This window comes from Azorhizobium doebereinerae UFLA1-100 (genome assembly GCF_000473085.1).
GTDB classification, from domain to species: Bacteria; Pseudomonadota; Alphaproteobacteria; order Rhizobiales; family Xanthobacteraceae; genus Azorhizobium; species Azorhizobium doebereinerae.
Map to the genome: position 1 here is coordinate 1 of NZ_AXBA01000057.1, position 13,073 is coordinate 13,073.

General features: G+C 71.1%; 13 protein-coding genes and 1 rRNA gene. 8 read left to right on the forward strand and 6 right to left on the reverse strand.

Annotation, left to right across the window (positions count from 1 at the left end):
• Positions 1–244, forward strand: a 244-nt coding sequence (locus YU1_RS0124495) for an IS5/IS1182 family transposase (protein ID WP_029006317.1), incomplete at its 5' end; no start/stop codon positions are given.
• A 66-nt stretch (positions 245–310) separates the two neighbouring features.
• Here the strand turns inward: YU1_RS0124495 and YU1_RS34800 are convergent.
• Positions 311–880: a TetR/AcrR family transcriptional regulator gene (locus tag YU1_RS34800; protein WP_029006318.1), complete on the reverse strand. Its 570-nt coding sequence runs from the start codon at positions 878–880 to the stop codon at positions 311–313.
• Between the two features lie 183 nt (positions 881–1,063).
• Between YU1_RS34800 and YU1_RS0124505 the strand changes: the two genes are divergently transcribed.
• Positions 1,064–1,900, forward strand: a complete 837-nt coding sequence (locus YU1_RS0124505; RefSeq protein ID WP_245263444.1) for an oxidoreductase — start codon at positions 1,064–1,066, stop codon at positions 1,898–1,900.
• A gap of 23 nt (positions 1,901–1,923) precedes the next feature.
• Here the strand turns inward: YU1_RS0124505 and gluQRS are convergent, their stop codons facing one another.
• Positions 1,924–2,853, reverse strand: a complete 930-nt coding sequence (gluQRS, locus tag YU1_RS0124510; protein ID WP_029006320.1) for a tRNA glutamyl-Q(34) synthetase GluQRS — start codon at positions 2,851–2,853, stop codon at positions 1,924–1,926.
• Positions 2,854–2,901: 48 nt separating this feature from the next.
• Here gluQRS and YU1_RS0124515 point away from each other — a divergent pair, with 48 nt between their 5' ends.
• From YU1_RS0124515 to YU1_RS0124535, 5 genes are all read left to right on the forward strand, one after another.
• On the forward strand, positions 2,902–3,570 hold the full coding sequence (locus YU1_RS0124515) for a DNA-3-methyladenine glycosylase family protein (RefSeq protein ID WP_035716646.1): 669 nt from the start codon (positions 2,902–2,904) through the stop codon (positions 3,568–3,570).
• A 138-nt stretch (positions 3,571–3,708) separates the two neighbouring features.
• Positions 3,709–5,301, forward strand: coding sequence for an FAD-dependent monooxygenase (locus YU1_RS0124520; protein WP_029006322.1), 1,593 nt, complete (start codon positions 3,709–3,711; stop codon positions 5,299–5,301).
• Between the two features lie 28 nt (positions 5,302–5,329).
• The gene (locus tag YU1_RS0124525) at positions 5,330–6,250 is read left to right on the forward strand and encodes an SMP-30/gluconolactonase/LRE family protein (RefSeq protein WP_029006323.1); all 921 of its coding nucleotides are present in this window, start codon (positions 5,330–5,332) and stop codon (positions 6,248–6,250) included.
• A gap of 255 nt (positions 6,251–6,505) precedes the next feature.
• On the forward strand, positions 6,506–7,168 hold the full coding sequence (locus YU1_RS0124530) for an alpha/beta hydrolase (protein WP_029006324.1): 663 nt from the start codon (positions 6,506–6,508) through the stop codon (positions 7,166–7,168).
• A gap of 146 nt (positions 7,169–7,314) precedes the next feature.
• On the forward strand, positions 7,315–7,872 hold the full coding sequence (locus YU1_RS0124535) for an HNH endonuclease (RefSeq protein ID WP_084540101.1): 558 nt from the start codon (positions 7,315–7,317) through the stop codon (positions 7,870–7,872).
• A gap of 20 nt (positions 7,873–7,892) precedes the next feature.
• Here the strand turns inward: YU1_RS0124535 and YU1_RS0124540 are convergent, their stop codons facing one another.
• On the reverse strand, positions 7,893–8,399 hold the full coding sequence (locus YU1_RS0124540) for a disulfide bond formation protein B (RefSeq protein WP_245263445.1): 507 nt from the start codon (positions 8,397–8,399) through the stop codon (positions 7,893–7,895).
• 322 nt (positions 8,400–8,721) lie between these two features.
• Between YU1_RS0124540 and irrA the strand changes: the two genes are divergently transcribed.
• On the forward strand, positions 8,722–9,264 hold the full coding sequence (gene irrA / locus YU1_RS0124545; protein WP_029006327.1) for an iron response transcriptional regulator IrrA: 543 nt from the start codon (positions 8,722–8,724) through the stop codon (positions 9,262–9,264).
• A gap of 233 nt (positions 9,265–9,497) precedes the next feature.
• Here the strand turns inward: irrA and YU1_RS0124550 are convergent, their stop codons facing one another.
• The 3 genes from YU1_RS0124550 to rrf form a co-directional block, all read right to left on the reverse strand.
• Positions 9,498–11,204 carry a methyl-accepting chemotaxis protein gene (locus YU1_RS0124550; protein ID WP_029006328.1) on the reverse strand — a complete coding sequence of 569 codons (1,707 nt, stop codon included), beginning with the start codon at positions 11,202–11,204 and terminating at the stop codon, positions 9,498–9,500.
• Positions 11,205–11,758: 554 nt separating this feature from the next.
• The gene (locus YU1_RS33705) at positions 11,759–11,953 is read right to left on the reverse strand and encodes a hypothetical protein (RefSeq protein ID WP_156922427.1); all 195 of its coding nucleotides are present in this window, start codon (positions 11,951–11,953) and stop codon (positions 11,759–11,761) included.
• A gap of 881 nt (positions 11,954–12,834) precedes the next feature.
• Positions 12,835–12,949: ribosomal RNA gene (rrf, locus tag YU1_RS0124560) — 5S ribosomal RNA — on the reverse strand.
• Positions 12,950–13,073: the final 124 nt, after the last annotated feature.

A 13,073-nucleotide genomic window follows, 5' to 3' on the forward strand; every position in this document is an offset into this window, starting at 1 on the left:
CTATGACAGCGACGCCCTGCGCGCCACAATCGCGGCAAGGAACGCGCAGGCGGTCATCCCGTCCAATCCATCCCGCGCCAGGAAGCATAGCCTCGACAGGCACCTCTACGCTCAGCGCCACCTGATCGAATGCTGCTTCTCCAAGCTCAAGCAGTTCAGGCGTGTCGCGACCCGCTTCGAGAAGACCGCGCGAAACTACCTCGCCATCGTCACAATCGCTGCCATCGTCCTGTGGATCAGGTAACTGTCCACACCACCTAGCGCACGTTCCGTTCCACCGGCACAAGCCGGCGGGGCGGCGGCGCCGGGCTCATTTGAACGAACGCTTCAGCCGCTCCGCGCTCACCTTGAGCACCCGGTCGGAGAAGGCCGGATCGGTCCTGGTCGCGCGGGCGAGGACCAGGGCGCCGATCATGCCGGCGAACAGCGCGATGGCCTCGTCCTCGCCGTCCCCCTCCAGGCCGAGCTTTTCCTTCAGGCGGCGCGCGGCCTCCCGGATGCCGTCGGTCATGGCCTCCCGGATCACCGGCGCGCCGCGCGACGCCTCGGCCCCCAGGGCGCTCACGATGCATCCGGCCTCCGGCTGGTCCCTGTGCCCGGGCGAGAGATAATCGTCGATCATCGCGCCGATCGGGTCGCCGGAGCGTTCCGCCACCCCCACCATGCGTTCCGTCGTGTCCCGCAGGCCGCGCGCCACCGCCTCGGCGACCAAGGCGTCCTTCGACGCGAAATGCGCGTAGAAGCCGCCCTGGGTCAGCCCGGCTTCCTTCATGAGCCCCGGGACGCTGACGCCATCGACGCCGTCGCGCCGGAACAGCCGGGCGGCGGCGGCGATGATCCGCTCGCGGGTCCTGGCCTTGTGGTCCTTGCTCAACGGCATCCCGCCCTCCCTCGCCGCGTGCCGGCGGCGCGCCGCGCCGTCCATTACGGGCATCATATGAAACCGCGGGCGCGGCATCAAAGCCCGGCGGGGGCTGCGTGCGCACCCGCCGCCGGCCCCTTGCGCCGACCCCTCATTTAATATTACGATCATAATATGAAAAGGCACCCGGATGGGAGCCCCATGCAGAAGGCATATGTCGTGGCCAAGATCGAAACGAAGACCGCACTCGTCACGGGCGCGTCCGGAGGCATCGGCCTCACCACCGCCCTGGCGCTGCGAAAGGCCGGCTACCGGGTGTTCGGAACCAGCCGGCGCGCGGAGCCCTCGGCGGAGCCCGGCATCACCATGCTCCAGTGCGACGTCACCGATGACGCATCGGTCGCCGGGGTGGTCGAGAGCGTGCTGGCCCAGACCGGGCGGATCGACGTCCTGGTCAACAACGCCGGCTTCGGCATCGCCGGGGGCGCGGAGGAATCCTCCATCGAACAGGCCCGGATGCTGTTCGAGGTGAACGTGTTCGGCCTGATCCGGATGGTCCGGGCGGTGCTGCCGGCCATGCGCGCCCAGGGCCGCGGCCGGATCGTCAACATCAGCTCGGTCTTCGGCTTCATGCCCGCGCCCTACATGGCGCTCTACGCCGCCACCAAGCATGCCGTGGAGGGCTATTCGGAATCCCTCGACCACGAAGTCCGGGTCTTCGGCGTCCGCGTCGTGCTCATCGAGCCCGCCAACACCGCCACGGCCTTCGACAAGAACCTCGCGCGGGCCGACCAGCCGCTCGAACCCTATGCCGGCGCCCGGTCGGACAACGAGGTGCTGATGGGCGAGATGATGAAGACCGGGGACGCGCCCGAGACCATCGCCGCGGCCATCGTGGCGGCGGCCGAGGCGAAAACCCCCAAGCGGCGCTATGCGCCGGGATCGGCCCGGCAGCTCAGCCTGGCCCGCCGCTTCGCGCCGTCGGGCGTCTTCGACAAGAGCTTGCGCAAGCAGATGCGGCTGCCGCGCGCCTCCTAGGCCCGCGCGCGCCCCATGCGGCCCTAGGCCGCGTCCGCCTCCAGGCCGCGGGCGATCAGCGCGCGCACCTCGTCCGGCGACGCGCCGGCGGCGCGCAGCGCGGCGAGGCTGGCGGCGCCGGTGCTCTTGGACAGCTTGCGGTGCTCCCCATCCAGCACCAGCCGGTGGTGGTGGTAGACCGGGTCCGGCAAGGCGAGCAGCAGTTGCAGCAGGCGGTGGATGGCGGTGGCGGCGTAAAGGTCGCGCCCCCGGATCACGTGGCTGATGCCCTGCACATGGTCGTCCACCACCACCGCCAGATGGTAGCTGGCCGGCACGTCCTTGCGCGCCAGCACCACGTCGCCCCAGCGCATGGGCTCGGCCGGCACGTTCACCGGCGGGGCCAGCGGCCCGGCCACCGCCTCGCGCCAGGAGAGCGGCGAGGAGAGCGGCGAGGAGAGCGGCGAGGAGAGCCCGGCGCCCACGAGCGCGCAGGCGCGGGCCATGTCCAGGCGCAGCACATAAGGCTCGCCCGCCAGCCGGCGGCGCTCGCGCGTCGCCTCGGGCAGCGACTGGCGCGAGAAGGGATAGAGCGGCGCGCCGTCGGGATCGCGCGGCCAGGATGCGCCGGCCGCCTCGCGCGCCAGCACGGCGCGGGCGATCTCGGTTCGGGTCTCGAACGAGGGATAGAGCAGGCCCAGCGCCTCCAGCCGCGCCAGCGCCGCGGCGTAATCGGCGAAATGCAGGCTCTGGCGCCGCGGCGGCGTGGGCGGCAGGATGCCCAGCCAGGCGAGGTCGTCGATGATGCCCTGCTCGAATTCCGGGCGACATCGGGTGGTGTCGATGTCCTCCATGCGCAACAGGAAGCGGCCGGAGGCCGCGCCGGCGGCGGCATGATTGACCAAAGCCGAGTACGCATGGCCCAGGTGCAGCGGGCCATTCGGGCTGGGGGCGAAGCGGCAGACGAAGCTCATGGCGCGCCTGTCATCGCACGCCACGGCCGAGATCGCGAGGGAGGCGGGATGGGGAACGGGGCAACGCCGGGCGAGGTGCACCTTGCCGACCAGCCGACATTCGACCGGGCGCTCGACGCCTTGCTGGCGCTCGACGACCGGCTGGCGCCGCTGGTGGCGTTCGCCGGCCGGCCGGCGCTGCGCCGGCGCGAGCCGGATTTCGCCGGGCTGGCCGGCGTGGTGGTGGCGCAGCAATTGTCCGTGGCGGCGGCCCGCGCCATCTCCGCCCGGCTCCACGCCGCCCTCGCCGGCCCCCCGACCGTGGAGGCGCTGCTCGCCGCGACGCCGGAGACGCTGCGCGCGGCGGGGCTCTCCGCGCCCAAAATCCGCACCCTCACCGGCATCGCCCGCGCGCTTGCCGCCGGCGAGGCGGACCTCGCCCAGGTGGAGGCCATGGAGGCCGACGCGGCGGCGGCCTATCTCACCCGCCTGCCCGGCATCGGCCTGTGGACGGCGGACATCTACCTCCTGTTCTGCCTGGGGCGGAGCGATGCCTTCCCCCACGGCGACCTCGCGCTCCAGGTGGCGGCGGGGGAGGCCTTCGGCCTGCCGGGGCGGGCCTCGGCGCAGGGGCTCGTCGCCATCGCCGAGGACTGGCGGCCCTATCGCGGCGTGGCGGCGCAGGTGCTCTGGGCCTATTACGGCGCCCGCCGCGCCCGCGCCGGCGTGCCGACCTGACGCCCGCGCGGCACACCCTCGCCACACACCCTCGCCACACGGACGCGCGACGTGGACGCGCGGCACGAGATGCAGCCCCCCGCTTGAGCTTGCCGCGCCGGTGGTCATGATGTGGCCCTCTGCTGGGGAGGGATCACCATGGCCGCCGACGTCTCCATTCTCGTTGTGGGAGCAGGTCCCACGGGACTTCTGCTGGCGGCGGAGCTTTGGCGCCGGGGCGTGGACTGCCTGCTGATCGACGCCCACGACAAGCCGCTGGCGTGGGACCGGGCGACCGTGGTCCATCCCCGCTCCATCGAGATCTTCGATGCCCTCGGCATCGCCGAGCCGCTGCTGAAGAGCGGCGTCCAGCAGCGCCTCTGCCGCATCCATTCCAACGCGCGTGCGCTGGGGGAGATCGACCTGTCCCTTTGCGGCAGCCGCTATCCGTTCAACCTCGGTGTTTCCGAGGAGGTCACGGAGGCGGTCCTGACGGACCATCTCGCCCGGCTCGGCGGCACGGTGACGCGCTCGACCCGGCTGGTCGGCCTGGACGACCGGGGCGACCATGTCCTGGCGACCCTGGAGAGCCACGGCACGGAAACCCAGGTCGCCGCGCGCTGGGTGGTCGGTTGCGACGGACACCGCAGCACGGTGCGGACGCTCGCCGGCATCGAGCAGGACGGCCATGACATCGAGGAGCCGTGGGCGGTGTTCGACACCACCATCGGCGGCTGGCCGTTTTCCCACGAGGCCAATTACGCCTATCTCGACGAGATCCCGATCATCCTGACCGCCCTGCCGGGCGAGCGCTGGCGCGTCTATCTGCGGCCGAGCGCGGAGGAATCCGACTTGGTGGCGGACGCCTCGGCCACGCTCGCGCGCTATCTGCCCGAGGCGGTATTCACCGAGGTGGCCAACCCCACCCGCTTCCACTGCCACACCAAGGTGGCGCGGCACTACCGCGCCGGGCGCCTGCTGCTGGCGGGGGACGCGGCCCACACCTGTAGCCCGGTCCAGGGCCACGGCATGAACAGCGGCCTCCAGGATGCGTTCAACCTCGCCTGGAAGCTGGCCCTGGTGTCCGCCGGCCACAGCGCCGAGGCGTTGCTGGACAGCTACGAGGCGGAACGGCGGCCGGTGGCCCAGAAGATCACCGCCTCCGGCGACGAGGTGGACGGCGCCCAACTGCTGCGGGACCCGGCCGAGCGGCACGCCCGCGACGCGGTCATCAGCGGGATCTTCGCCAATCCCGTCACCCGCCATCAGGAGGCGGTAGCCGAGGCCGAGCTGGACATCGACTATGGGGTTTCGCCCATCGTCATGGGCGCACGTCACGACGCCCTGGCACCGGGCCAGCTCTGGCCGAACCACGTCGAGGTCCGCCCGGCCGACGGGGCGCCCCTGGCCCTCGACGCGCTGGCCCATCGTCCGGGGCACACCGCGATCCTCGTGGGCGGCGCCGGGGCGGATCTGGACCAACTGACCGAACTCCACCGCGCCATCGCCGGGCACGCCGGCGGCGCGATGATCGAGGCCAGCTTCGCGCTCACCGCGCTGGGCACCGACGCCGAGGGGTTCGCCGCCATCGACCCGGACGCCGCCGGGCGGCTCGGTGTCGGCGGCATGACGCTGTTCGTGGTCCGGCCCGACGGCTATCTGGGCCTGCGGGCGGACGAGCGCCATGCGGAGGCCCTGGCCGCCTACGCCGCGCGGCTCGGCGCCGGCGGCCCGGACAGCCGGGCCGGCTGACGGGCGTTCGGATCAGGGGCACGATCGGATGAGCGAATTCGAGATCCTCGACCCGCGGATGCGCGGCCTGGTCATCGGCACGGCGCAGTTGGAGCGGTTGTGGACCGGGGCGCGGTGGGCCGAGGGACCGGCCTATTTTCCCGCCGGCCGCTATCTCGTCTTCTCCGACATCCCCAACGACCGCATGCTGCGCTATGACGAGACCAGCGGCGCGGTGTCGGTGTTTCGCGCCCCATCCGGCAACAGCAACGGCAATGCCGTCGATCTCGAAGGCCGGCTGGTCAGCTGCGAGCACCGGGCACGGCGCATCAGCCGCACCGAGCATGACGGCGGCATCGTCGCCCTGGCCACCCATTTCGACGGCCGGCGGCTGAACGCGCCCAACGACATCGTGGTGAAATCGGACGGCAGCGTGTGGTTCAGCGATCCCACCTACGGGATCGACAGCGACTACGAGGGCGACGCCGCGCCCTCCGAACTGGGGCGGCAGTGCGTCTACCGCCTCGACCCGGCGACCGGCGCCCTGGGCGCGGTGGTGACCGATCGCCTCCAGCCCAACGGCCTCGCCTTCTCGCCGGACGAGACGGTGCTCTATGTGGTCGACAGCGGCGCCAGCCATGTGGCCGACCACCCCCGCGCCATCGTCGCCTATGGCGTCCGGCCGGACGGCACCGTGGCCGATCCGCGGACCTTCGCCCTGCTGCCGGACGGCTTCTATGACGGCGTGCGCTGCGACGCGCAGGGCAATGTGTGGGCCTCGGCCTTCCGCGCCGTGCATTGCTATGCGCCGGACGGCACCCATCTGGGCACGCTGCCCATGCCGGAGCGCGTCTCCAACCTGTGCTTCGGCGGATTGAAGCGGAACCGGCTGTTCATTACCGCCCAGACCTCGCTCTATGCCATCTATGTGAATGCCCGGGGCGCCGCCCGCCCGACGCCCCGTCCCTAGAGGGCGGTGAATCGCCATCTGACTTGATGATGGAGAATGTTTTGCCGTTCAAATGGCGATGCCACTTGAACGGAACGTGCTCCAGAGCGCGATCCGATCAGATTGAAGCAATCTGATCGGTGAATCGCCCTCTGACTTGATGATGGAGAACGTTTTGCCGTTCAAATGGCGATGCCATTTGAACGGAACGTGCTCCAGGACCGCCCGTCCGCTCCGGCCATGCCTTCCGCCGGAAACGCCAGCCCAGGATCACCCATGCCTCTTCTTGACGGCCCCCGCCTGCCGCCCCGCTCGGGCCGCCCCGCCGATGCGCTGGTGGTGTTCCTGCACGGCTATGGCGCCGACGGGCGCGACCTGATCGACCTCGGCGACGCTTTCGCCGAGCTGCTGCCGAACGCCGCCTTCCTCTCCCCCCACGCGCCTTTCCCCTGTGACCAGATGCCGATCGGCCGGCAATGGTTTCCGCTGGCGCTGGCGGACCCCCACGCCATCGCCCGCGACGCGCTCGGCGCGCTGCCCGCCCTCGCCCGCTTCCTCGACGACGAGCGCACCGCGCTCGGCCTGCCGTGGGACCGCGTGGCGCTGTTCGGCTTCAGCCAGGGGGCCATGCTGGCGCTGGCCTTCGCCGTGACCGCCCCCGAGCCGCTGGCGGCGGTGGTGGGCGCCTCCGGCTTCCTGCCGCCGGTGCTGGGCGAAAAGCCGCCGCAGGCGCGCCCCCCGGTGCTGCTGATGCACGGCGGGCGGGACGAGGTGGTGCCCGCCTATGCCCTGCCCGCCTCGGAGGCCGCGCTGGCCAAGGCGGGAGTGCCGGTGGAGACCTATCTGGCGGCGGCTCTCGGCCACGGGCTGGACGCCGCCGGCATCGCGCGGGCCGGCCGCTTCCTCGCCGCCCACCTGCCGCCGCGCCCGCCCGCCTGAGCCGGTGCCGGGCGTCGCGGCGATCCGCCGCCGAGGGCGGAATCTGCCGCGCCCTTCACAAGGCTGACATGGAGCCTATACAGTATCCGCCCGTACCGGCTCGGCTTGCTCGATTCGGTTGGGATGGGGGGCGAGGAGCACGATCCTTGACCGCTGCTGTGACATCAGGCTCGTGGCCGGCTCTTGTGCTGAATGCGGACTATCGTCCGCTCAGCTACTATCCGTTGTCCGTATGGTGCTGGCAGGATGCCATCAAGGCGGTCTTCCTCGACCGGGTGAACATCGTCGAATATTACGACAAGGCGGTGCGAAGTCCGGGCTTCGAGCTTCGCCTGCCGAGCGTGGTGTCGCTCCGCACCTTCGTCAAGCCGACCCGGCAGCCGGCCTTCACCCGCTTCAACGTCTTCCTGCGCGACCGCTTCACCTGCCAATATTGCGGCAGCCGCGACGACCTCACCTTCGATCACGTGGTGCCCCGCGCGCGCGGCGGCCAGACCACCTGGGAAAACGTGGTGGCGGCCTGCTCGCCCTGCAATCTGCGCAAGGGCAGCCTGATGCCCGACATCGCCCACATGTGGCCGGCGCAGACGCCCTACCACCCCTCCGTCCACGACCTGCACCAGAACGGGCGGCACTTCCCGCCCAACTACCTGCATGAGAGCTGGATGGACTATCTCTATTGGGACACCGAGCTCGACCCGTAGCGCCCGTCAGCGCACCGCGCTCAGCGGCGACGGGTGGCGCCGAGCACGGCCACGCCGGCCAGCCCGAGGGCGAGCAGCGCGTTCCAGCCGGCCATGGACACGCCGAACAGCCGCCATGCCGCCTCGTCGCAGCGCGGCACCCGCGTGCTCTTGAGGGCGGACATAATGTCGCTGACCATGGGCGGCGCGGTGCCGGTGCAGGCGGTCGGCCCCTCCCAGAAGCGCCATTCGACGCCCGCATGGTAGATGGCGATGCCCGCGTCCACCGCCATCAGCGCCGCCAGCAGCCACAGGCCGAGGCGCGCCGCCTCCGGCCGGCTGCGGCCGACGAGCGCCAGCAGCAGGCCGATGGGCACCGCCGCATAATAAGGCAGCCGCTGGTCGAGGCAGAGCGGACAGGGCGCGAGCCCCACCACCAGCTGGAAGAACCAGGCGGACGCAAGCGCGAAGGCGGCGCCGAGCGCCACCACCAGGGCCACGGCGGCGGGCGAGCGCAGCAGGCTGCAAAGGAAACGCTGAAGGGTCACGCGCACGGTTCCTGCGGTACGGACCGGGCCGGGCACGGCGTGTCCCGGCCGGTCCCTTGCCAATCGGGCGGGGCGGCGAGGACCGCCCGGACCCGGACCCGGCATGGGGGCCGGACGCCGCGATAGCGCGCTGGCCCGGGGCTGTCCATGCGTCCCATGATCACGAGAAAGGCATTGCCGCACCTTGATTTACATTAGTCCATGTCCAATCTGTAATAGTGGCAATGAGCAGGTGGATCGGCTATACAGGACGCTTATGGCGGCCGTTCCGCGGCCCGCTCCATCCGCAGGCGATTGCCAGATCGAGATTGCAAGCGCGACCATGAACGAGATGACCCGCATCAGAGCGAGCCTTGGAACCGGGACCGCCCGCCTCCAGGTCGATCACGATGAAGCCGTGCTTCCGGTGGCCCAGCTCCGCGACGTGAGCTCCGCCCGCCGCACCGGCTGCCCCTTCCACGACGTGCGCGAGATGCTGCGCGAGGTGGGCCTGCGCCCGACCCGCCAGCGCCTGGCGCTCGGCTGGCTGCTGTTCGCCAAGGGCGACCGCCACGTGACCGCCGAGATGCTGCACGAGGAAGCCATCCGCGCCCGCTTCCCGGTGTCGCTCGCCACCGTCTACAACACGCTGCACCAGTTCACCGAGGTGAGCCTGCTGCGCGAAGTGGCGGTGGACGGCTCCAAGACCTATTTCGACACCAACTCCTCGGACCACCACCACTTCTACGTGGAAGGCCAGAACGAGCTGGTGGACATTCCCGAGGCCTCGGTCACCGTGGACCGCCTGCCGGAAGCCCCCGAGGGCTTCGAGGTGGCGCGCGTCGACGTGGTGGTCCGCCTGCGCCGCAAGACCGGCAAGGCCTGACGCCGGCAACACTTCGCGCCTGGCAAGGCTTGACGCTTTCGCCGCCCCGGCGGCGGCAGGGCATGAGATTTGCACGGCCGAAATCAAAAAGCCCCTCGCGCACGCGAGGGGCTTTTTTCATGGGCGGGGCCGCTCCTGGGTCTGGAGCACGTTCCGTTGGAATGGCATCGCCGCTTGAACGGCAAAGCCCTCTCCCTCATCGAGTCAGAGGCGCCCCCTGATCGGATCGCGGCCTAGACCGCCGCCACCCGCGACAGGAAATGCTCCACCACCCGGCTGAGCTTCTCATTGTCGTCGGCCATGCGCCGCGAGGTCTCGCTCACCCGCACCGCGCAGCCGTCGGTGTCCTGCACCCCGTGCATCACGTCGGCGATGCTGCGGGACACCGTGCCGCTGCCCTGCGAGGCGGCGACGATATTCTTGCCGATCTCGCCGGTGGCCGCGTTCTGCTGCGTCACCGCCGCGGCGATGGCCCCGGTATAGCGGTCCACCTCGCCGATGATGCGGGTGATGTCGCCGATCGCCCCCACCACGGCGGCGGTGGAGCCCTGGATCGCCTCCACCTGCTGGGCGATCTCCCCGGTCGCCTTGCCGGTCTGGTCCGCCAGCGTCTTCACCTCGGCGGCCACCACCGCGAAGCCCTTGCCCATCTCGCCGGCGCGGGCCGCCTCGATGGTGGCGTTCAGCGCCAGGAGGTTGGTCTGGGCGGCGATGGCCTGGATCAGCTCCACCACCTGGCCGATGCGCCCGGCGCCTTCCGACAACTGGCGGATCTTGGCGTCCGTGCTGCGCGCCCCCGCCGTGGCCTCGGCCACGATGGCCGAGGTGCGCGACACCTGGGCCGAAATCTCGCCGATGGAGGCGGACAATTGCTCGGTGGCGCCGGCCACGCCCTGCACCGAGGCGCTGGCCTCCTGCGAGGCGCGGTTGGCCACTTCGGTCTGCGCCGAGGTGCGCGCGGCGACGGTGGAGAGATTCTGCGCCACCGCCAGCAGGTCGTCCATATTGCCCCGCACCGACTGCACCATCTGGCCCATCTCGCCGCGGAAGCCGGCGATGGCCGCCTCCACTTCGCCCTGGCGGGCGAGGCGCGCCGCCGCCTGGCGCTCCTGCTCGCCCTGGAGCTGGCGCCGCTCGGCGGCATTGTCCTGGAACACCTGGATGGTGCGGGCCATCACGCCGAATTCGTTGTGCCGGTCGCGCAGCGGGATGGCAACGTCCAGCGCGTCGTCAGCGAGGCGCTGCATCACGTCGGCCAGCACGCTGATCGGCCGCAGCAGGCGATGGGCGAGGAACGCCGCCACGCCGGCCATGACGATGACGAGGCCCAGCGACAGCCAGATGATGGTGGCCAGCAGCGCCGAGACGCGGGCGGTGACCTCCTGTGTCTTCACCCCGCCGTAGAGCACGCCGATGACGCTGCCGGCGGGATCGAAGATCGGCATGTAGACGGTGTAATAGGGCACGTCGAGGATCACCGCCTCGCCGCGATAGGTGGTGCCGGCCTTCACCGCGGCGAAGGCGGCGCCGCCATTGCCCAGCACGGTGCCGACCGCGCGGGTGCCGTCGGCCTTCTTCACCGAGGTGGTGATGCGCACGAAATCATTCTTCGGCGCGTCATAGGCGAACACCGTGGCGGTGCCGCCGGAGATGCGCGAGACCTCGTCGATGAGGCCATGGTCGCCGGGCTCGGGCAGGCGCGGCATGACGAGGCGGGCCACATTGCCCTCGCTCCAGTCCAGCCGGGTGCCGGGCACCGCCTTGGCGAGCGCGAGGCCGGCGGCGCGGATGGCCACGTTCTGGCGGGCGACGGCGGCGCGGCCGGCATCCTCCAGCAGCATCCAGGCGACGACGCTGACCAGGATGGTGGCGGTGACGCCGACGAACACGAACACCATCAGGGCGATGAGATGGGAGACCTTCAGATGGAAGCGAGCCATGGGGGCGCGAACTCCGAACCGGGCGGGAGGGGAGCGCAAGAGCCTTACAAGGCATGGTTGCACCCCTGACCTAGCGGCTGGAGCTTGCCCGGGGCCAACCGGCCGCCGCCGTGCTCAGCCCAAGGTTGTCCTCGCCGCCGGCCGCCGGGGCTCTGGCCTAAGTCATTGAATCGTCATGGTGCCGCGCGGTGCCGGGACGGCTCGGCCGGGCGCCCCGCGTGAGGGCGGCCGCGCGCGACGCGGCGATCACGTTCGCGTGTGGGCCCGGCGGATGGCCGGGGCGGTGGTTCTCGGCGCGGTCACCTGGGCGCGTCCCACGCCGGCAAGCAATGCAGCGGCCGTTCCTGATCTGGAGCGGGCAGCCGGACCGGGGGAGCCGAAGCCACAGGGCCAGCATCGCCAGGACGATTTCGGTCAGCCCCCCGCCGGGACCGCAAAGCTCAGGGCCTCATCGACCGCGGCGTGACCGAACGTGCACCCGCACCCGTGGCTTCGGCGGCGACTGGCGGCACGTTTCACGAGCGAAGCAATCACGGCAGCCGATCCCGCGAGGACTATCCGACCACCTCGATCGTGCGCGCCGCGCGCGAGCCTGAGGCGCCGGCGGCATCCTGGGCTTCGCGCGCCTTCTGGAGGCCATGGCCGATACCGCGCATGCGCAACATGACCGGCTCACGGGGCTGGCAGCGCGTGATCCCCTTTGATCCGGCCGATCCGGCCGATCCGGCTGTGATCGACGAGAAGGCCATCTGCTTCCTCGCCGTGAAGCGCGCCCGCCGCCACGCCCACGGGGAAGTCGCCACCGCCGCAAGCCGAAACCGGATCAGCCGATACGGCCGGCAACGCTGTGGTGCTTGCCGGAGTCCGAGCTTACGCCGGCCCCGGCAGGGGTGCGGAGGGTCGGGGGCTGTGCGGATCGGGTGTGCGGGCGGTTGGTCGGTGCGTCGGCGACGGTGCTGACCGGAGCGCAGGGGACGCCGGGCCGGGATTGGAGTGCGCGGGGTCGGGCGGCTCGGGACGGGCTCCGTCGCGGCCGCACGCAAGGGGAACCGCGTCGGCCCGGCGTGCGCCTGAACCTGCGGCGGGGGTCGAAGCTAAGCGGGCGCGGACGTGCACCGCTTCAGTCCCGACGCGGCGCGCGGGTCTCGGCTTGGGCGGCGCGGCGGGGCTGGGCGGGCCGGGATTGGGCGGGCGGGCGTCGGCGCGGGGTGGCGGCGCGGGTTCCGACGGCAGGGCGCGATGGAGGATCCGGCGTGGGGACATCGGCGCCGAGCCGGGGCCGGGATGGCGACCATCCGGCGGCCCCGCTCGCCGGGCCGGGGCCGGGTTTTGGGGTCGGCCGGTCGTGGTGCGCGCCGGTGCCGGTTCTTTTGACGGGCTGTTGAGCCCTGGCTGCGGCCATCGGCGCCTGGCGGGCGGGATGCCTGGGGGCGGCGCCCGGGAGGGCGGGATGGCCGCCGGCTCCGCCCGGCGGGCGGGGCGCGGGGCTTGGGCCGGCTGCTGAGCCGTTGCTCAGGCGGCGGCGGCACCGCGCGGCGTGCGGTCAACGCAAAACCCCCGGCCGCGTTGAGCGGACCGGGGGTTTTGTGTGTCTTGTGATCTGGGCGGATCCTGATCATGTGCTTTGCAGGCCTGGCAGCGACCTACTCTCCCGCATCTTAAGATGAAGTACCATTGGCGCAGAGGAGTTTAACGGCCGAGTTCGGGATGGNATCGGGTTCAGGCTCCTCGCAATGACCACCAGGCCGGCGAAGCACATGATAGGGATGAAGCTGGTTTTAGGATGGGTCCGGATCCGGCTCGTTTTGAGCGGATGGACATAGAGGATGAGAACGATCAAGCCAATCGAGCGATTAGTACCGGTAAGCT

Coding starts and splice junctions, on each gene's coding strand:
- YU1_RS34800 (WP_029006318.1), bottom strand. CDS start 880: ATGCCGTTGAGCAAGGACCACAAGGCCAGGACCCGCGAGCGGATCATC.
- YU1_RS0124505 (WP_245263444.1), top strand. CDS start 1,064: ATGCAGAAGGCATATGTCGTGGCCAAGATCGAAACGAAGACCGCACTC.
- gluQRS (WP_029006320.1), bottom strand. CDS start 2,853: ATGAGCTTCGTCTGCCGCTTCGCCCCCAGCCCGAATGGCCCGCTGCAC.
- YU1_RS0124515 (WP_035716646.1), top strand. CDS start 2,902: ATGGGGAACGGGGCAACGCCGGGCGAGGTGCACCTTGCCGACCAGCCG.
- YU1_RS0124520 (WP_029006322.1), top strand. CDS start 3,709: ATGGCCGCCGACGTCTCCATTCTCGTTGTGGGAGCAGGTCCCACGGGA.
- YU1_RS0124525 (WP_029006323.1), top strand. CDS start 5,330: ATGAGCGAATTCGAGATCCTCGACCCGCGGATGCGCGGCCTGGTCATC.
- YU1_RS0124530 (WP_029006324.1), top strand. CDS start 6,506: ATGCCTCTTCTTGACGGCCCCCGCCTGCCGCCCCGCTCGGGCCGCCCC.
- irrA (WP_029006327.1), top strand. CDS start 8,722: ATGAACGAGATGACCCGCATCAGAGCGAGCCTTGGAACCGGGACCGCC.
- YU1_RS0124550 (WP_029006328.1), bottom strand. CDS start 11,204: ATGGCTCGCTTCCATCTGAAGGTCTCCCATCTCATCGCCCTGATGGTG.
- YU1_RS33705 (WP_156922427.1), bottom strand. CDS start 11,953: ATGGCCTTCTCGTCGATCACAGCCGGATCGGCCGGATCGGCCGGATCA.